This is a genomic window from Candidatus Paceibacterota bacterium (assembly GCA_041660505.1).
In the GTDB taxonomy this organism is placed as follows: Bacteria; Patescibacteriota; Minisyncoccia; order Phycocordibacterales; family JACRKE01; genus JBAZWG01.
On sequence record JBAZWG010000001.1, the window covers coordinates 508,270 to 527,473 of the forward strand.

Genomic DNA, 19,204 nt, shown 5'->3' on the forward strand with positions numbered 1-19,204 from the left:
GTATATACCGACGCTGTAAAAACCGTTATAATTAAGTGATGGTATGGATGCTATGCAGTCATTGTAAAAAGGAGTTTCAAACAAAACCTTCTTGGATTCGTTATGGCAGGAAGTATTGTTCAGAACCATGCCAGCGCTTAGGTATGCGCAAGGGTAAAAACGTCAAATGCTCATGGTGTGAAAAAGTAGTATACAAATCACTGAAGGAACTGCACGGTACGAAAAGCGGCAAATTATTTTGCAGTAAAACCTGCAGTCTAGCTTGGATTGCGTCAGAACACCAAGAAGAAAATCATCCCAATTGGAAAAATGGTGAAAAATCATATCGTCACATTCTCGAGCGTCACACCAAAAAGAAGATTTGTATTCTCTGCCAGACAGAAAACCCTGATGTCATGGCCGTCCACCATGTTGATCAAAATCGAAAGAACAACAAGTTAAGCAATCTCCAATGGCTCTGCCATAACTGCCATCATTTGGTGCATTGTTACCCGAGAGAAAAAATAAGATTTACAAAATTACTTACGCCCACAAATGCCACGCCACTGTAAAATATGCAATACATTATTTTATGCTAAACCCGGACACGTTAAGCGTGGCTGGGGCATATACTGTTCGCGAACGTGTCATTACTCGGACACAATTGAAAAGGTGAAGAAAGAATGCGAGACGTGCAAAAAACCGGTTTTCGTTGTGCGCTCCAAAATTATTCGCTCAAAAAGCGGAAAGTTTTTCTGTAACAAATCCTGCCAGACAAAATGGCGTAATCGGCAGTATGTCGGCAACAAACATAGTAATTGGAAGGACGGGCTTAATTCGTACCAGTCAATTCTTGATCGCAATAAAGTTCCCCGGATATGCTTGTTATGTAAAATCACTGATATTCGCATTCTGGTAACTCATCATGTTGATGAAAATCACCGAAACAATGAGCTTTCAAATTTGGCTCGTTTGTGTCATAATTGCCATCACTTGGTTCATAACAGGCCTAAGTATAAGAGCAAGCTTATGGTGCCTCTGGTGTAACGGTTAACACAGACCCCTGTGGAGGGTCAAATTCGAGTTCGATTCTCGGGAGGCACCCCAAATAAAATTTAAATCTATGGAAGACCAACCGCGATTTGATTATCTTTTTATTGGTACGGGGAATTCAGCTTTGACCGCCGCCGCTTTGCTTGCCAATAGCGGTGCGCGAGTGCTTATGCTTGAGGCTCACGATATACCCGGCGGATACGCGCAGTCTTTCGCTTGGGGCAAATATTTCTTCTGCGGGCAGGTGCACTATATCTGGGGTTGTAGTCCGGAGGGGCGTATTGGTACCTTCTTGAGGAAGATAGGCTTGGATAAAGATATCACCTTCGAGCTTTATGACCCCGATGCCTATGACATTATGGCGATGCCGGACGGCAAAAAAGTAGGCATGCCGTATGGTTGGGAGCGCTTGGCGATAAATATAGAAAAAGCTTATCCCGGTCAAGGCGACCGCGTCCGTGCTTTTACCGGAATTATTAGTCGGATAAGAAAAGAGTTAGCACAATTCCCAGAACGCAATATTAAATGGTGGGAATATATTACCCGTGCGAGGCAATACCGAACGCTTATTAGATATCGCAACAAAACACTACAAGACGTTTTCGACGAATGCGGGCTCTCGATAGAAGCGCAGACGGTGCTCGCGGCTAATGCCGGTGACTTCATGGCGCCGCCGAACAAGCTCGCCATTCTTGCGTATCAAGGGCTTATGGCCGGATATAACGACGGGGCATATTATCCGACCAAACATTATAAATACTATATAGACAGAATCGCTGAATTTATAGAAAGTCATCGCGGTTCTCGAATCATTTATAAAGCCGAGGTTGCGGCGATAGAAACATCCGGCGACAAAGTGACTTCGGTAAAAACGAAAGACGGCAGGACTTTTAACGCGAAGACAATAATCTGTAATATGGACCCAAAGCGTGTGGCCGAAATGATCGGTTTGGAGAAGTTCGGAGATAAATTCAAGAAAAAATTAGATTATGTTTATTCACCATCGGGAGTAATGATCTATCTGGGTCTTAAAGATATTGATCTAAAAAAGTATGGTTTCGGAAGGCACAATATTTGGCATTGCGAGAACTTCGATATGAATAAAATGTGGCAAGATCAGGGTCAGAATAATTTTGAAAAGCCGTGGATTTTCATATCGACCCCTACTCTGCATACGCAAGAGTCAGGCACCTGCCCGCCAGGTAATCAGATAATGGAGGTTGCAACATATGTCGAGTATGGTGATCTGGCAAAGCTAAAAGCTGAAAACTATAAAGAATATGAGGCTCGCAAACTCGAAATCGCTGAACGCATGCTTGATATTGTAGAAAAGCGCTATATTCCCGATTTACGCAATCATATCGACGTAAAAGTAGTCGGCACTCCGAGCACAAATGAATACTGGGTCTCGGCTCCGAGGGGGAATGCTTATGGTGCAGATATGCTCCCGAATCAGATTGGTCTACACCGTGTGACAATGGAAACGCCGTTTAAGAACTTCTACTTCTGTAACGCTAGCGCCGGGTATGCCGGTATGCATGGTACGACCGGCAACGGCATATTATTGTACGAAAAACTGACCGGGGAAAAAGTTTTTGACCCAAGCAAAGCTCCTAGCGACGACGAGCTTGCCGAGGCGGCTTATCTTAAGGCTAAACAGAAAAGCGTTTCCTAATCATTTCTGCGACTCGCTTTCCCGACCGTGCGGCGCCCTCGGTCCATGGACTGTTCATGTAATCGCCGGCTAGGTAGATATTGTTCACCCCCTGGCCTTCTTCTTCGAACTTCACGACGCGTGGCAGATAATCGTGGCGAAACTTAGGCATTGCTTGAGGCCAATATTTGAGCGCCAAGGGTTTGATGTCCGAAATGTGAGCACGAACCTCCGGACAGACTTTTTGTAGTTCGGCTAAGACCGACTCGTACACTTCGTTATCCGGTTTACCGTTTGATTGTTCTGCTGCGGTCTCGTGCAGGTATACATTCAATATCGAGCGGCCGTTATTCTCGAGTTTCGCACTTTTCCTGATTTGATTATCGTAGCCGGATATCATCTCGTTCTCGACGAAAGGGACGTAAGTCAAGTGCGTGCCGTCGGGGAAAAGATTTACGGGAATATCAAAGGTAACGACCATCGTCTCGGCGTAAGTTAAATTTTCAAACATTGCAACTACGGAAGCGGGTACGTTTTTTATGATATTTTTTGCCACATTGCCGGTCGTCGCCACGATAACTATGTCAAAAAGTTCTGAAGTATTGTCGCGAATAATCTCAACACCAGAATCTTTCGGAGAGACGGAAGCAATTTCTGTGTTGGTCAGTACCTTTAGTTTACTTGCAATAGCTTTCGGTATTGACGCAATGCCCCCGTCGGTATAGGTGGTGTGGAAGCCGCCACTTTCGGTCATCATCTTCATAAGCGAGAACAATGCAGCTGCGCTGATTTCGTCTACTCTGTGGAACTGCATAATTCCTGTAAATGGATCAGCCACATAATCTGCGACTTCGGGTGAAATTTTTTCGCGGAGATATGCTGAAGCGGAGATACTCTGGAGCTCCAAGCCCACTTCAGACAAATGAAAAAAATTAAGAGGCGAACGAATCAGTTTAAGATGCAAACCCCATAGTAAAAATCGCAGCCGAGCTCCGAGCGATAAAAGCTTGAAATTGAAAAGCAAATCGAACGGGCCCGATAGATCTATATAATAGGGGATTCCTTCGCGGATAATGCGATGCTTGCTGTTCTTCTGTGTGGCTACCCATGCGATACCAAGCTCGGTGGCATACGCGTGGAGCAGATCGTACCGATTGACAAAAAAGTCCGCACCGGAGTCAAAAATAAAGCCATTAATAATCTCTGTCTGAATACGCCCTCCAACAACCGAGGAACTTTCAAAGACTGTGACATTATGGCCAGCCTTTTGGAGTTCATAAGCTGCCACCAGCCCCGCGATACCGGCGCCAACGACCGCAATCTTCTTTGGACTTTGCATGTGTGGTAGTATAGCGTAATGGTAAATTTAGACCAAGTGCAGGATAAAATTTATGATCTGCTTATTGTGGGCGCCGGGCCTGCTGGGATTGAAGCGGCTTTACAGGCCAAGAAGGCCGGCATGAACGCACTGCTCATCGACCGTGAAGAGGCGGGCTTTATTATCGCCCACACAATGAGCAATAAAAAGTTCTACCACGCTTACGGGCAGAACGTAGAGGCACCAAAAGGTCTGCTAGATTTCCCAGACCGCAAGCAAGGCAGTGAGCTGGTGCGCCTCTGGCGCCTGCAGGCAGACACGGTGCCGTATGCACCGCACACCGTGTTTAAAACGATCGAGGACGCAAGAGGCGAGACCTCCGGCAAAGGCGGAGGTCTCGCCTCGGACACGGTTTACAATTTTATTACAGACAAAGGCGCCATCCAAGCGCCGAAGTTAATTCTCGCCACCGGCATGTTCAGCAAGCCGTGCAAGCTAGGCGTGCCGGGCGAAGAGGGTAATACCAGCGTTGCGCACGAATTTGATTACAACTCCTTTATTACAGACAAGAAAATTTTAGTAATAGGCGGCGGCAACTCGGCCGTCGAAGCCGCGCTCGAACTCTCGCTCGATAATGAGGTGACGCTCCTGGTGCGCAAGCCACACGTCGCGGAGACCGTGACCGAACGCAACAGGGTTGAGCTTGAGAATGAAGCCGGGAAAGGGACGATAAAAGTTTTTTATAACTCGAGCGTCACAGAATTCAATAATCAAGAAGCGACACTAAAATTAGAAGACAAAATTGAGAAGAAAGTGTTCGACAAAATTTACATAACCATTGGATTCGAGAAGCCATCCGACTGGCTTGCCTCGATGTCGATAGCGCTCGACCAGGATGGCTTACCAAAACTGTCTGACAAACTAGAGACCTCCCGCTCTGGAATTTTTGTATCCGGGGCACTAACCGGCAACGATTCAATAATCGGTTCGGCCAATCAGTCTATAGACATTATCCGGTACATGGCCTATACTGCGAAATCAGCATAATAAACAATAATATATGAAGAAACTCATCGGTTTTTTGGTTATCGTATTTGTTCTTGGCGGGATATGGCTGGCGATGTCTGGCTCTAAGTCTTCTACTAGTCCGGTTGCCAATGTTGGCGCGGTAGACTCTCTTCCGGTTTTAACAACGCCATGGATAGAGGTAAAAGCCAGCACGACTGTTTCTCTCTTTAACCCGACGACAAATGTCTTGGTGGTACAAGCGAAGACCGGCGACCTGCTCACGCCTCCGGTGCGCATCGAGGTGGCGAAGAAAGGTGGCGCGGTACTCCACTTTCCCGACGGGTCGCAAGCTCGTCTTGACGCGGGAACTATTCTTACGCTGACGGAAGCAAGCTATCAAAAAGAATCTCACAGTCTGCGTGCGCAATTTACTCTTGCTATCGGTCGAATCTGGTCTAAGGTTATCGACCTGGCGACGCCGGAATCTGTGTGGGAAGTGCAGACATCGAACGCCGTTGCGACGGTCCGCGGTACTGCCTTCAGCGTTTCTGCTGATGCAAAAAAGCAATCGAAGGTCTACACTGCCGAGAATGCTGTTACCGTCGCGACCATTAACCCCGACACCAAAGAACGCACGAAAGTTGCCACGGCACTCGTCGAGGTTGGCAAGCAAATAGATATTACTGATACGATTGCTCGCACCGTAGAAAAGCAAGGTACATCGACGCTTAAAGTGGTATCGGCTCCAGCAAGTTTGCTCGCCGACGTGTGGGTCAAGGATAACGGCACGCGCGACGCGCAATTAGACACGCAAGTTGCGGAGTTGAAGCAAGAAGGTTTAACCGGCGACGCTCTGCGCGTGAAGCTTGAAACAAAAGTGCGCGAAGAATATCAGATAGTTATCGAACCGATAAAGCAAGAAGAAAAAGCAGAACCGCAAGCAGACGCTAAACCGACAGTTGAACCTGCGATACTAAAACCGGAGGCAGTAAAACAGGTACCAAAAGCTACCGAACAAACGGTTATCGGTACGAAGCCGATTGTTTCGACAGCGACACCGAAACAACTTGATGTAAATACAAAAAGCGATCTGACAAATATTAATGAAGGGGATCGTGTACAGTTTACCGCTGTATTGATGTTGAGCGATGGCACGACGCGCGATGTTACCGCCGAGACAATGTGGAAGGTTATCGGACCTATCGGTAATATCGTAAAGCCAGGAATTTTGGCGACACAGCTTGATGCGAATTCACAAGAGCTGGGCGAGGGTTCCGGCTCTATCATCGCGACTTGGACCGATAATAAATCGGGAGAAGGTTTCCTCGGTAAAAGCCCGATCTTTAAGGTGAAGTTTGCACCGACAGATGCCGGAGGTCCTGCGATTTAGGTAATCATAATAATGAACCAACGCCTGCGGAGCAAAGAAATATACATAGCGCTCGGTGTCGCGTTGCTTCTCGCAATATCTTACCTCGCCGGTACATTTGCCGGACTCGAGAATTTCTTCGAAGATATTCTTGTCTCACAAAAGCCAGCCAGTGATAAAATAATCATCGTTGCGATAGATGATGCTTCTGTCGCTACAATAGGGCAGTGGCCGTGGCCGAGGGCAAAGCTTGCGGAACTCGTCACTACTGTCGATAATGCTCGCCCGCTTTCTGTCGGCCTGGATGTTATACCGCGTGAGCCCTCCCGGCTTGGTGTTGCCGACGATGCGGTTTTGCGCAAGGCTCTTGCTGGCTTAAAGACACATCTCGTACTTCCTGCTGAAGCAAATCCACTGTATCTCACGAATCCGCCTCATGGGGATAAGCCGCTCTTACCACTTTCTAAATTTTTCGGGAAAGGTTTAGATCGCGTTGAGCTCGGGCAAGTTAACCTTGTCGCTGACAGAGATAATAAAATTCGCCGATTACCGCGGACAATCCAATTCGATGTCGGAGTCCAGTATGAATCCTTTGCTTCGCGTACCGCGACACTTTCAGGACTGAATATCCCAATTTTGTCTCGCCCAATAATTGACCGGATTGTGTATGCCGGCCCGAACGGTACAATACAGAATGTTCCCGCAGGGAAAGTATTAAACAAAGACGTAGCTACACTTAAGTTGCTTGAGGGTAAAATGGTCTTCATCGGTGCGACCGCTTCAGACCTCCACGACGAGAAACCTACTCCTGCCGATCGTGGCTCGCAGATGAGCGGGGTAGAAATCCAGGCACAGATTGCGAACATGTTTCTTCAGGGCTACTCGTTGACTGCACTCGCAACATTCCCGATGATTTTCTTGATATTTCTAACAGCGCTAATAGGCGCGCTGGTTTTCTTAATCTCAAAAAGTTCAACTAGGGCGCTCGTATACAACATCATTCTCGGCGTTATATATACGGTACTAATTATTATCGCTTTCGATTCTGGCGTTGCGATTAACTTTATTCATCTGCATCTCGCATGGATTGTCTCGACGGCCGGAATCTTTTGCTATCGATATTTCATAGCCGACAAAGAGAAGCGTCAGCTCCGCTCGACATTCTCCAAGTATGTGTCTAAAGATGTGCTCGAAGACTTGCTTGCGAATCCGGAAAAAGTAAAGCTCGGCGGAGACGAGAAAGATGCGACTATCTTCTTCTCGGACGTGCGCGGCTTCACAACCCTTTCAGAAACAATGACGCCGACCCAGCTCACGCAGTTCTTGAATAAATACCTAACAGTAATGACCGATATCGTGCTCGAACGGCGCGGAGTCATAGACAAATATATCGGTGATGCCATTATGGGTTTCTGGGGTGCACCCTTGGACAATCCCGAACACGCGTTCGTTGCTGTTGAGACCGCGCTTGCAATGACCGAGGCGCTCGCGCAATTTAATCTAGAATCAAAAGCGCGCGGCGAGCTCGAGATTGATATCGGTATAGGATTGAACTCCGGCAAGGTTACGGCCGGCAATATGGGCTCTACCCAGCGCTTCGATTATACGGTGATGGGTGACACGGTAAATCTTGCATCGCGGCTAGAAGGGCAGACCAAGACGTACGGTATTCACATTCTCATTTCCGAAGCGACATTTAAATCAGCGCAACCGGAGAAACTCGAACAGGCTGGAATTCTTGTGCGAGAACTGGATAGAATTAAGGTGAAAGGTAAAAAGCTGCCGGTGACAGTATTCCAAGTTGTTGATCGTGCGCTTGCGCCAAGTGTACGGAAAGTTTTAGAAGACTTCAACAGAGCTCGTGAGCAATATTACGCCGGCTCTTGGGATGGTTGTATTGAGTCTTGTAAAAAAATCCTCGCAGAATATAATGATAAAGCCACGCATTTGTACTTAGACCGCGCAGAATATTTCCTCGAGCATCCGCCGGAGAATTGGGAAGGGGTGTATGAACTTAAGACCAAGTAAAAAACAAAACATCGCCCATGTTCTCGTTACCATATAACTCATGGAGGTTAAGATAGAAAAGAGCTGGAAGTCTGCTTTGCAAGATGAATTTGGGAAAGAGTATTTCAAAACTCTTACTGGTTTTGTGCGGGCGGAATATAAAAACGGCAAAGTCTATCCACCCGCAAAGTTTATCTTTCGTGCTTTTGAGCTTACGCCTTTTGATAAAGTAAGAGTGGTGATACTCGGGCAGGATCCGTACCACGGCCCCGGTCAAGCGCACGGGCTTTCGTTCTCGGTGCCAGAAGGTATCGGCGCGCCGCCGTCATTACAAAACATATATAAAGAGCTTGAAGCCGACCTCGGTAAGACGCTTGGACGCTCTTCTTCCAAGTCGGGTAATCTGGAACATTGGGCAGGGCAGGGAGTTTTACTATTAAACGCAACACTCACCGTGCGGGCGCATCAGGCTGGCAGTCATCAGCATAAGGGCTGGGAGGAATTTACCGACGCGGTTATGCGGACACTGTCACAAAAGCGCGAGCACCTCGTCTTTATATTATGGGGCAGATATGCAAGGGAAAAGGGAAGCGTCGTAGATGTTGCCAAACATCTGGTTATCGAGTCGGCACACCCATCGCCCTTCGCCGCGTACGCGGGATTCTTCGGCTCCAAGCCATTCAGTAAAACAAACGCCTATTTAGTAAGGCATGGACAACCGCCCATTGAGTGGTAAGATACTTATATGACATCTCTTGCACGATCAGACATATTCTTTATTATCACCGGTGTCGCTGTGGTAGCGCTATCACTGATTTTTCTGGTAATTCTGATTTACGTCGCATATATCATGAAAGAGCTTCATCATATTATGCGCGTTGTTCACCGCGAGAGCGAGCTTATTTCTGAAGATATTGCCGAACTACGCACCAAAGTCGCAACCCAAGGATTCAAGTGGTCGTCTATATTTATATTTCTACGCAAACTCTGGAGATTCAAGTCTTCGAAAAAGAAACGGGACGATTTCTAAAAACTAAGAACTATCAACTAAAAACTAACTAAAAAGTATGGCAAATACAAAAAGTAAAGTAGAAACCGGGGCGGTAGTGGCGACAGCGATTCTTGCCGCGGTGGCAGGGTCGTACTATCTCTACAGCAAGTTTGACAAGACGCAAAAGCGTAAAGTAAAGAGCTGGGCGCTTCGTCTTAAGGCTGATGTGTTGGATGAGCTCGAAAATCTACAGGAGATAAGCAAAGATGCGTACGAGCAGGTTGTCGATGTTGCCAGCGCAAAATACGCGAAGCTCAAGAATGTCGATACCGATGAACTGCACTTGCTTGCCAAAGATATGAAAAAACATTGGAGTGCCATACAAAAAACCGTTGCGTCACGGACCAAAAAAGCCTTCAAGAAATAGCCGAGACCCAAGTTGAACAATAACCCTGTTTGCAAAAGTGTCAAAAACGGCTAGAATGGGGGAATGGAAAATAAAGCGGAAAAGAAACAAGTTCTAGTCACCGGCTTGCGCCCATCGGCCAATTTGCATATTGGCAACTACCTTGGCGCTGTTAAGCCAATGATTGAAGCTATTGCGGCCAATCCAGGAGCCGAGGTTTTTATGTTTGTAGCCGATATCCACGGCCTGACCGATAGCTCGCCCGACACCATCAAACAATATCGCCACGAAGTGGTGAAGGATTATCTTGCCCTTGGTTTGAACCCCAAGCGCGTATCTCTATATATACAGTCTGCAATTGCCGGCGAACTTTCTTATCTTACGCTTTTGCTTGCACGATACACAACATTCAATGACCTGATGCGCGTGCCAACGCTTAAAGATAAATTGAAAGTCAATCAAGAGGCGGGGCAGGCGAATGCTTTACTCGGATTTTATCCGATTCTGATGGCGGCCGACGTGCTCATACACAAAGGGACACTCGTGCCGATTGGAGAGGACCAGATTTCTCACCTCGAGAAGATGCGCGAGTTCGGCGAGAAGTTTAATAACGAGTTCGGCAAGATATTTCCCATGCCGCAGCCGCACAGTATGAAGTTGTTGCGCATAATGGCATTGAAGGGTGACGGCAAGATGAGCAAGTCGCATCCCGAGGGCGCACTCTTCCTGACCGATAGTGCCGAAGAGATCAAGAAAAAGATTTCGCGCGCCGAGACGGCGACGGAGGGCGTAATGACCCCGAGCTTCGAGAGTTTGCTCACGGTGGCATGCGAATTCGGTGTCGAGACAGAGCAATTCGTTGCCGATCATTTGGCAGGTAAGCAGATTATGGGCGACTTTAAGAAAGCTTTGAGCGATGCGCTCGTCGAGTTTGTTACAGAATTCCAGACCAAGCGGGCGCGCATAACAAATGAACAAGTTGCACATATTGTCGAAGAAGGTGCGAAGGCCGCAAGGGCGAGCGCCGAGCGCACAATGCAAGAAGTATTACAAGTAATGAAATTTAATTAATTATTTTATGGAAGATAAGAACTATACGCTGTGGGGCGGAGTCACTCTGGGTGTTGTCGTAATCGTTCTCGGTATTATGTGGTTCGTCGGGAATACGCCGGCGCCCAAGCCGGGTGGGAATATTGTCGCACCACCGGTGACAGAAGCCGACTGGCAAGAGGGCGCCAGCACCTTACCCCTTACGCTCGTAGAATATAGTGACTTCCAATGTCCGGCTTGCGGAGCTTATTATCCGGTCGTTCAGAAGTTGAAGGCAGAGTACGCCACATCCACTCGCTTCGTTTATCGCCACTTTCCGTTGCCGCAACACTTGGATGCTAAGTACGGTGCTTACGCGGCCGAGGCGGCTGGTAAGCAAGGCAAATTCTTCGAGATGCATGATATGCTCTTCGAGAAGCAAACAGAATGGGGAATAGATACGAAGGTTTTGCTCGGCGACCCAGAAGAATTAACTCCAGCAATGGAAGCGGTCCTCATGCCGAAACTACTTTCATACGCGCAAAAGCTAGGACTGGACATTGATAAATTCAAAGCAGATATAGTCTCGAAAGAAATCAAAGACAAGATCGATACCGCAATCGCCGACGGCCGTACGCTCGACATTCCGGCGACTCCGACCTTCTTCCTGAACGGCAAACAACTAGAGCCTAACCCGAATGGTTTTGACGAGTTTAAAAAATTAATCGATGCCGCTCTCCCGAAATCATAAACTTATTATTGGACTCCTCTTGGGTCTGGCGATTGCCGGCTTCGTTGACGCAACCTATTTGACTATCGAGCATTACATGGGCGTGATACCGCCGTGCGTGCTGACGACCGGATGTGACACGGTGACGACCAGTTCCTACTCCACACTCTTCGGCATCTACGTCGCGCTCTATGGTGCGTTCTACTATCTGGCGCTCATGGTGTTTTGTATCCATATAATGAGCACAAGCAGACACCACCTCTTCAGGCATGTTGCCCAGCTGTCGTGGATCGGCCTCGCCGCGGCAATCTACTTCACCTCGCTCCAAGTGTTCGTCATCCGCGCCTACTGCATCTACTGTCTAACTTCGGCAACTATCTCGACTGCGCTATTCATCTTCGCCCACTACATGTGGCGCGAACATAATAGACACATAAAAAGTTTTTCATCTAATGCCTAAAAAATACATCGTCACTATCGACGGGGCGGCGGGGACGGGGAAGAGCACCTCGGCCGGGATGCTGGCTGAACGATTGGGTTGGCTCTATGTGAACTCCGGATATATTTATCGCGCCGCGACCCTGCTCGGCTTGCGGGCGAAGCTTTTCGATAGGGAGGATTTAAAAGACCACGAGATAGAATCGGAACTGGTAAAACTTATGCGTGATACGCAGTTCGATTTCAAAAGAGCCGACGGCGGTGCGGCGCATATGTATTTGAACGACGAGGATGTTACGCCGCTCCTGAAATCTCATGAAGTGGAGATACGAGTCTCGCCGGTCGCGCAATACATGAAGGTGCGCGAGGAGGCGGTGATAATCCAGCGCCGTGAAGCCGAGAAGAATTCATTGGTCGTCGAAGGGCGTGATACGGGGACAGTAGTGTTCCCAGACGCCGATGTTAAATTTTACCTGACCGCCTCGCTTGATGTGCAAGCAGACAGGCAGATGAAGGAGCGTAATGCGCGCGGAGAGCCGCAACTTACCATGGATGAGCTCAAGCGCCAGATTGCGGTCCGCGACGCACGGGACTTAGAGCGTCACTTGCGCAAGCCCGAAGGCGCCATTGAAGTTAATACCGATAAAATAAACGCCGAAGAGGTTGTCAATTTATTAGAGCGCCAAGTTCGAGCATCACTAAATTTATGAAAAAATTATTAGGTCTCATTATTCTTATTATTTTTGCCGCGCTTATTTGGTTTGGCAAGCAATCTTCGCAGCCGGATTATACTGTCGTTACGAGTAAGATAGGCGAAGAGAATGTCGCAGAGAAATATTCGCTAGATCTAGAGTACCCCTCGTTTCTTTCGGACAGCCAGAAATTTCAATTTATAAACGCCGACATCCACGAACTCATTGCGACGACCAGTTTACAATTTCACGAGAATGCTAAAGACTACGCGCAATACATCAAAGATAATAATCTCGAAGCGGAAGGATTAACTCAAGGGAGCTCTCTTGTTATTGGGTATGAGGTGGCTACCGGTACGACAGGAGTGTTACCGGTGAAGATAGTAATAGAAGAGTACAATGCCGGTGCGGCGCATCCGAACCATATCACGGTGACGCGTAATTATGACATATCAATGCAGAAGATCTTGAGTCTTGCGGATTTGTTCGCACAGAACGTGGACTATCTGGCCGTGATTGCGAAATATAGCAAGAGAGCCCTAGAGAAAAAATTCGAAGCGGACCAAGTACCGACAGATCCAGAATGGCTTGCAACTGGGACGGAGCCGAAGGCAGAGAACTATGAAGCCTGGCTCGCAGAAGCAGATGGCCTACACATAATCTTCAACGAATATCAGGTGGTCGCGTATGCCTACGGCGTACCAGAAATAGTTATCCCATGGAACGAACTTCAGAAGATCAAAAAATAAAGCAAGAGAAGACTTTTGTTTCGCGCGGTGGGCTCAAGCTTGAACATGCGCTCAATGAATTTAAGGTAGATGTGGCTGGCCTCACTGTTCTTGATGTCGGCTCGTCAACAGGAGGCTTCGTCGACTGCTTACTCCAACGCGGTGCGGCCAAGGTCTTTGCTGTCGATACCGCCTATGGCGAGTTCGCATGGACTCTGCGCAACGACCCGCGCGTGGTCGTGATGGAGCGGACGAATATTTTACATCTTAAAGAGCTTTCAAGTTCCACCAACCTCACCCCTGCACCCCTCTCCGAAGGAGAGGGGGAATTTGGATACCAAAAAACGGACCCGAAAACATGGCATTTATTACAAGAAGCCACATTGGAAATGCGAAAGAATCCCACTCAAGCGGAAAAAATTTTGTGGGAAGCATTAAGAGACCTTGCCCCCTCTCCCTCTGGGATGGCGGGGATAAGGTTTCGAAGGCAACATATCATCGGCCGATTTATTTCAGATTTCGTATGTTTACCAAAGAGACTCGTAGTTGAAGTAGACGGAGATATTCACGATTATCAAAAAGCCGCTGATGAAATTCGCACAGAATATCTTACGAATCTTGGCTATACTGTTATCAGATTTAACAATGATAGAGTCTTAAATGATCTACAAAATGTAATCAGAGAAATTGAATCTCGTATTCATCCCCCCTCTCCTTCGGAGAGGGGGACGGGGGGTGAGGTTGTCGACTTCATCACAATAGACGCGAGCTGGACCAAGCTTACGCTAATCTTACCGGTAGTGCAGAAGTTTTTGAAACCCAGTGGGAGAGTCATTGCGCTACTCAAGCCACATTATGAAGCTTCGCAATCGATCTTGCGTAAGGGCGTCTTGAAGGACGATAAAGTGGCAGAGATTGTGACGAAAGTGTCCGCCACTATCGAAGCTCAGGGCTGGAAAATAAACGGCCAAACAGAGTCACCGATACTCGGCGGAGGAGGTAATAGAGAGTTCTTGATACTACTTACTCTTAAACAGCCATAGAATAAAGAGTGTGAAAATTCCCGCAGACATTGCTAAAAAGTTTCTCGAGTGGATCAAAGTAAAGATTTTCACTGAAATTTCTGGTCGCCACTTGATTTTCAGTGAAGGTGAGATCTGGTGGACAAGTATCGGGCACAATATTGGTATGGAATCAAACGGTAAGAATGAAAACTTTGAACGCCCGGTGCTGATACTTCGTAAATTCGGCAAAGACTCATTCTGGGGAATTTCTGTTTCGAGTAATATTAGAATAGACCATTTCTACTATAGATTTAAGTTAAAAGGAGAAGAGTATTGTCTTAATCTCTCTCAACTTCGGCTATTAAGCTCAAAAAGATTACTGAGGCGCGTCGGTTATTTTAACGCGGAAGATTTTACTAAGGTCAGATCTCTCATTAAAGATTTGGTATAAAAAACGGAACCCCCTTGCGGGGGTTCCTCGGGTCTCCATGGCTGGAGCATAATGAGGATAGTATACCCCGCCACCCCAGCTTTTCCTACTTGACAGATAGCCGTAAAGTATGCTAAATTATATGGCAGTTTTGACAACTAAATACTTGCGAACATAAAGCTGGTTTCAGCCCCTAGAATATAGCCACTTGGACATTCCGTGTCCAAGTGAAGTGAAGGCTGTATTTTGAGGGCTGAATACCAGCATACTGGCAAACCTGAATCGCTGGCATACTGCTAGCGCGTGAGGTGAGCCATCCCGCCGAGGCGGGAGAAAGGAGCCAGAAATGGCTAAGAAATCAGAGTCCAAGGTCTGAGCGATCGTGTCGGCGATGGGGGTTCTCCTCACCGTACTCACCGCCATCGTCACCGGCCTCCGCAGGAGGAAAGTGACGGAGGCCATGGTCTACGAGCTCGGGACGCCGGAAGGTGTGCCAACGCTCGAGAGGATCATGGATGCCGTCGCGGGGATTTTGGTCCCCATGACAGAGGCAGCCAAAGTGGCCGTCGAAACCGTCCGCGACTTCATTTCCCTCCGGGCCACGGTCGAATGCGATTTCGACAAAGGCCTTAAGGCGGTCGTTGAACTGGTCAAGAAGGCATTGGGGCTGACCTACGTCAACCCCGACGTCTTCAAAATCGAGTGGTCATGGAAGGGGTTGCAAAACCTCGACATGGCCCTGTTCCATTTCAACAGGAACATGTCGACCGACGCCGCGGAGAAGGAGATGGACGATGCGGGCTATCGGCCCGCAAACATTGCGGAGTTGCTTTTCTTCGCACTGTTCCACCCCGAGCTCTTCTTGAGCTATCCGCTGGTTGCTCTAGGCTCGCAGTTCGGCGACTACTCGCCGTGCCTGTACGGTTGGTGCGGCGGCCACCGCAGCCTGAGCCTCCACCTTCGGGGCGGCGCTTGGTACGGCTTCTCTCGGTCCCTCGGTGTCCGCAAGTAACTTCGAAAACTGGTCACCGGAGACCCTGGGCATTTCCTTGCCCTTGGTCTCCTTGACCCCTGGACCCCGCGTTCTATCACAGAACGCGGGGTTTGCATTTATAAACCACTTTGATATGCTCAACCTCGGATAGTAGGCGAATCTGCTCGCGGTTACGACTTCGAGCGGCCGAACTCTGAAAATTAGATTGCCGGAGTTGTGTCGGTTGCGGCTTGCACAAGTGTGCGCTCTAATCTTTCTAAAAACTGAAGATACTTGGTGCGGTGTGCTACGGGATTATAGATCTCGAAGACGTTACAACCCCGAGAGTACTCGAGGGGCCGTGATCGGACGGCATATCGCGCAACGTGGCAGGCTCACAGTTCGACGACTACTCGCCGTACCTGAACGATTGGAACGACGACAACCGCAACCTGAACCTCAACCATCGGAGCAACGATTGGAACGACAACTATCGGTTCCTCGGTGTCCGCAAATCTCTTCACTTCTCATCCTCGCCTTGGCGGGGATTGAGTTTCTTTAAGCAAGTTATTCCGCCAGCCACCCAGCATTTTCCCTATTTCATCAAGCTGTGTCGATAGTGTAATGTACTTTTTGTTATCAAGTATTTTTGTCTCCCACAATATGCGCATCAGAAACTTCAAAAGATCAAAACGAGCAGAAGCTTTTTCAATATACAGAAGCTTTTTCGTCCTATCTTGGAAACTTGCAGTGAAGATCAAATCTATGCATTCTAGGAATACCACGTCAATTTTCCCTCCCAGAGAGTATTTTGACTTCTTGGGTAGGTGGTCTAGGTATTCTGTCCATAGTTTATACACAGTAACCAGCCTGTCGAGTATCGTCAGGCTGTTTCGGGGGGGGGGGTACTTTTAAAGTTTTGGTTTTCCATAATTTGAGAACCCTACCATATGAGGAAACAACTTACAACAAGTTATGAAGAAATCATCAGCGTCGAGAACTTACTGCTTGCATGGCAAGAATTCGTTTCTGATAAGAGGAGCAATCCTAACGTGCAACTATTCCAGCTCCGCCTGATGGATCATATAATGTTGCTCCACTGGGAGCCTGCGAATTTTACCCATGTGCATAGTGGCTATACGCTTTCGAAAATCTTTGAGCCGAAAGAGCGCGACATTCATAAAGCCGGCGTCCGTGATCGACTGCCCTGCCACGCGATTCATCGCAAGTTGTATCCATTCTTTGATACAACGTTTATTTCGCATTCGTACTCGTGCAGACTAAAAAAGGGCACACACCGGGCTTGTAACTGTTTCAGAAAATTTTATATAAAAGCGAGTAGGAGTAAAAGTCGCACCTGTTGGGTATTGAAATGCGATATACGCAAATTCTTCGCCAACATCGACCACCAAATCTTGTTCGATATTCTCGCTCAATATATTCCTGACGAAAATGTGGCATGGTTACTCGAGAAAGTAATTTCCAGCTTTGAGCCCGGCCTTCCACTCGGTAATCTCACTTCACAACTATTTGTAAACATATATATGAACGAGTTCGATCAGTATGTTAAACATAAACTCAAGGCAAAGTATTATATCAGATATGCAGATGATTTCGTATTTCTTTCAGAAGACAAAGCTTGGCTTGAGCAACTCGTTCCTGTAATTTCTGATTTTCTTAAAACTCGACTCAAACTTTCTTTACATCCCAAGAAGATTTCTATTAATACGCTCGCCTCCGGTGTCGATTTTCTTGGCTGGGTGCACTTTCCTAATTATCGCGTGCTACGGACAATGACCAAAAAGAGGATGTTCAGGAATATCAGGCGCAAATTGCGTAATCTGGCCACTCTACAATCGTATCTGGGGTTGCTGCAACATGGCAATACGCAGAAATTACGAAATATGCTATACTCTCACACATAGCAATTAGTTAATATAAATATTATGAGCAAAAAATGGTGGATTTTACTTGTCGTTGTTGTTGTGGCCCTCGGCTATTGGATGATGACTTATAACCGATTTATTAAGCTTGACCAGGGTATCCAGGGTCAATGGGCGCAGGTAGAGACGCAGTATCAGCGCCGCTTTGACCTCATTCCTAACCTTGTAAATTCTGTGAAGGGCGCAATGACCCAAGAGCAGGCGGTATTCGATGCGATTGCAGAGGCGCGCACGCAGTATGGTGGCGCAAGAACACTGGATGAAAAGGTGGCCGCGACAAACCAAGTCGAATCATCGTTGTCTCGTTTGCTTGCGGTGATAGAGAATTATCCGCAACTAAAGTCGATCGACACTGTTCAAACGCTCATGGCACAGCTTGAGGGCACAGAGAATCGCATCAGCGTGGAGCGCGGAAGATTCAATGATGCAATCAAATCTTACAACACCTCCGTCCAACTTTTCCCTTCAAGTATTATTGCTAGAATCTCCGGCTTCAGTGTTAAAGCCTTCTTCGAATCTGCACCGGGCGCCGAGAAAGCTCCGGAAGTGCAGCTCTAATTCTTGATGAAAAAATTAGCACTACTTTTTCTCCTGCTCGCACCGGCAGTTTCGTCGGCATATTATCAGCTTTCACGGCCCACTGGCTTTGTGAATGATACTGCGAATATGCTTGCGCCTGCAGATGCTACAACGCTTGAGGCGAAGATTTCGGCTTTCGAGAAAAAGTCAGGCAATGAAATTGCTATAGTCACGATACCTTCTCTCGATGGCGACACAGTCGAGAACTTTGCCGTTAAGCTTTTTGCAGATTGGGGGATAGGGAAGAAAGATAAAGATAACGGCGTCCTGCTCCTCGTTGCCCGTGATGACAGAAAGATGAAAATAGAAGTGGGCTATGGCCTCGAGGGTGCCTTAACCGATGCGCAGAGTTATTGGATTACTCGTGATATTCTGACGCCTGCGTTCAAGGCTGGCAATTACGCGCAGGGTATTAATGACGCGACCGACAAAATTATTTCAGCGACACAAGGCGAAGTTTTACCTACTGCTGAACCCACAACAAATGCTGGAGATATAGACTATTTTTGGGTATTTTTCATTGCTGTGATGTTGATTGAATGGCTCGGGGCTATTCTCGCGCGCTCCAAATCGTGGTGGGCGGGTGGAGTTATTGGAGGCGCTGTTGCTGGTTTGGCCGGTTTCTTTATGGCTTCGGCCGGGATATTTATTATCTCGGCAATTGTACTTATACCCGCAGGGCTTTTGTTCGATTACATCGTTTCGAAAAATTATACGAAAGGTAAGGCGAATGGCCACTTCCCATGGTGGATTGGCGGTGGGGGCAGCGGCTGGGGCGGAGGATCCGGAGGTGGAGGGGGATTTGGCGGCTTCGGCGGAGGATCGTCCGGCGGCGGTGGAAGCTCCGGAAGCTGGTGAACTGAACAAGTTATA

21 protein-coding genes, 1 tRNA gene and 1 pseudogene are annotated in these 19,204 nt (G+C 47.7%); 21 read left to right on the forward strand and 2 right to left on the reverse strand.

What is annotated here, in order from left to right; all coding sequences use genetic code 11:
* Window positions 1-38: 38 nt before the first annotated feature.
* The 3 genes from WC764_02705 (at window position 39) to WC764_02715 (ending at window position 2,707) form a co-directional block, all read left to right on the forward strand.
* Window positions 39-551 (forward strand): HNH endonuclease signature motif containing protein, encoded by a 513-nt coding sequence (locus tag WC764_02705; GenBank protein ID MFA6006610.1) that lies wholly within the window; start codon window positions 39-41, stop codon window positions 549-551.
* A 460-nt stretch (window positions 552-1,011) separates the two neighbouring features.
* Window positions 1,012-1,086: transfer RNA gene (locus tag WC764_02710), tRNA-His, on the forward strand.
* Window positions 1,087-1,102: 16 nt separating this feature from the next.
* Window positions 1,103-2,707, forward strand: coding sequence for an NAD(P)/FAD-dependent oxidoreductase (locus WC764_02715; GenBank protein ID MFA6006611.1), 1,605 nt, complete (start codon window positions 1,103-1,105; stop codon window positions 2,705-2,707).
* On the opposite strand, the gene WC764_02720 is transcribed toward WC764_02715, so the two are convergent.
* On the reverse strand, window positions 2,685-4,025 hold the full coding sequence (locus tag WC764_02720; GenBank protein ID MFA6006612.1) for an NAD(P)/FAD-dependent oxidoreductase: 1,341 nt from the start codon (window positions 4,023-4,025) through the stop codon (window positions 2,685-2,687). The two genes, WC764_02715 and WC764_02720, sit on opposite strands and share 23 nt — an antisense overlap.
* An 18-nt stretch (window positions 4,026-4,043) precedes the next feature.
* Here WC764_02720 and WC764_02725 point away from each other — a divergent pair, with 18 nt between their 5' ends.
* The 15 genes and pseudogenes from WC764_02725 (at window position 4,044) to WC764_02795 (ending at window position 15,848) form a co-directional block, all read left to right on the forward strand.
* Window positions 4,044-5,051 (forward strand): NAD(P)/FAD-dependent oxidoreductase, encoded by a 1,008-nt coding sequence (locus tag WC764_02725; protein ID MFA6006613.1) that lies wholly within the window; start codon window positions 4,044-4,046, stop codon window positions 5,049-5,051.
* A gap of 13 nt (window positions 5,052-5,064) precedes the next feature.
* Window positions 5,065-6,402, forward strand: coding sequence for a FecR family protein (locus WC764_02730; protein MFA6006614.1), 1,338 nt, complete (start codon window positions 5,065-5,067; stop codon window positions 6,400-6,402).
* Window positions 6,403-6,414: 12 nt separating this feature from the next.
* Window positions 6,415-8,409: an adenylate/guanylate cyclase domain-containing protein gene (locus WC764_02735; GenBank protein ID MFA6006615.1), complete on the forward strand. Its 1,995-nt coding sequence runs from the start codon at window positions 6,415-6,417 to the stop codon at window positions 8,407-8,409.
* Between the two features lie 40 nt (window positions 8,410-8,449).
* On the forward strand, window positions 8,450-9,124 hold the full coding sequence (locus WC764_02740; GenBank protein MFA6006616.1) for a uracil-DNA glycosylase: 675 nt from the start codon (window positions 8,450-8,452) through the stop codon (window positions 9,122-9,124).
* A gap of 9 nt (window positions 9,125-9,133) precedes the next feature.
* Window positions 9,134-9,418: a hypothetical protein gene (locus WC764_02745; GenBank protein MFA6006617.1), complete on the forward strand. Its 285-nt coding sequence runs from the start codon at window positions 9,134-9,136 to the stop codon at window positions 9,416-9,418.
* 37 nt (window positions 9,419-9,455) lie between these two features.
* The gene (locus tag WC764_02750; protein MFA6006618.1) at window positions 9,456-9,806 is read left to right on the forward strand and encodes a hypothetical protein; all 351 of its coding nucleotides are present in this window, start codon (window positions 9,456-9,458) and stop codon (window positions 9,804-9,806) included.
* 63 nt (window positions 9,807-9,869) lie between these two features.
* Window positions 9,870-10,856 carry a tryptophan--tRNA ligase gene (gene trpS, locus WC764_02755; protein ID MFA6006619.1) on the forward strand — a complete coding sequence of 329 codons (987 nt, stop codon included), beginning with the start codon at window positions 9,870-9,872 and terminating at the stop codon, window positions 10,854-10,856.
* A 7-nt stretch (window positions 10,857-10,863) separates the two neighbouring features.
* Entirely contained in the window at window positions 10,864-11,565 is a 702-nt protein-coding gene (locus tag WC764_02760) for a thioredoxin domain-containing protein (GenBank protein MFA6006620.1), read from the forward strand.
* Window positions 11,543-12,004: a vitamin K epoxide reductase family protein gene (locus WC764_02765; GenBank protein MFA6006621.1), complete on the forward strand. Its 462-nt coding sequence runs from the start codon at window positions 11,543-11,545 to the stop codon at window positions 12,002-12,004. The genes WC764_02760 and WC764_02765 overlap by 23 nt, the downstream gene beginning before the upstream one ends.
* Window positions 11,997-12,692: a (d)CMP kinase gene (cmk, locus tag WC764_02770; GenBank protein MFA6006622.1), complete on the forward strand. Its 696-nt coding sequence runs from the start codon at window positions 11,997-11,999 to the stop codon at window positions 12,690-12,692. The genes WC764_02765 and cmk overlap by 8 nt, the downstream gene beginning before the upstream one ends.
* Complete coding sequence (locus WC764_02775) at window positions 12,689-13,423, forward strand: RsiV family protein (protein MFA6006623.1); 735 nt, start codon at window positions 12,689-12,691, stop codon at window positions 13,421-13,423. Before cmk ends, WC764_02775 begins: the two co-directional genes overlap by 4 nt.
* 14 nt (window positions 13,424-13,437) lie before the next feature.
* Window positions 13,438-13,671 (forward strand): annotated as a pseudogene (locus WC764_02780) (SAM-dependent methyltransferase).
* Window positions 13,672-13,791: 120 nt separating this feature from the next.
* A complete protein-coding gene (locus tag WC764_02785) occupies window positions 13,792-14,445 on the forward strand; it encodes a DUF559 domain-containing protein (protein ID MFA6006624.1) in 654 nt (217 codons plus the stop codon).
* 10 nt (window positions 14,446-14,455) lie between these two features.
* The gene (locus tag WC764_02790; protein MFA6006625.1) at window positions 14,456-14,857 is read left to right on the forward strand and encodes a type II toxin-antitoxin system PemK/MazF family toxin; all 402 of its coding nucleotides are present in this window, start codon (window positions 14,456-14,458) and stop codon (window positions 14,855-14,857) included.
* A gap of 370 nt (window positions 14,858-15,227) precedes the next feature.
* A complete protein-coding gene (locus WC764_02795; protein ID MFA6006626.1) occupies window positions 15,228-15,848 on the forward strand; it encodes a hypothetical protein in 621 nt (206 codons plus the stop codon).
* A 488-nt stretch (window positions 15,849-16,336) separates the two neighbouring features.
* On the opposite strand, the gene WC764_02800 is transcribed toward WC764_02795, so the two are convergent.
* Window positions 16,337-16,669: a four helix bundle protein gene (locus WC764_02800; protein ID MFA6006627.1), complete on the reverse strand. Its 333-nt coding sequence runs from the start codon at window positions 16,667-16,669 to the stop codon at window positions 16,337-16,339.
* 90 nt (window positions 16,670-16,759) lie between these two features.
* Between WC764_02800 and WC764_02805 the strand changes: the two genes are divergently transcribed.
* Genes WC764_02805 through WC764_02815 form a run of 3 tightly spaced genes read left to right on the forward strand, consistent with a single transcriptional unit; the run spans window position 16,760 to window position 19,189 of the window.
* On the forward strand, window positions 16,760-17,734 hold the full coding sequence (locus WC764_02805) for a reverse transcriptase/maturase family protein (GenBank protein ID MFA6006628.1): 975 nt from the start codon (window positions 16,760-16,762) through the stop codon (window positions 17,732-17,734).
* A gap of 21 nt (window positions 17,735-17,755) precedes the next feature.
* Window positions 17,756-18,310, forward strand: coding sequence for a LemA family protein (locus WC764_02810; protein ID MFA6006629.1), 555 nt, complete (start codon window positions 17,756-17,758; stop codon window positions 18,308-18,310).
* Between the two features lie 6 nt (window positions 18,311-18,316).
* Window positions 18,317-19,189, forward strand: a complete 873-nt coding sequence (locus tag WC764_02815; GenBank protein ID MFA6006630.1) for a TPM domain-containing protein — start codon at window positions 18,317-18,319, stop codon at window positions 19,187-19,189.
* Window positions 19,190-19,204: the final 15 nt, after the last annotated feature.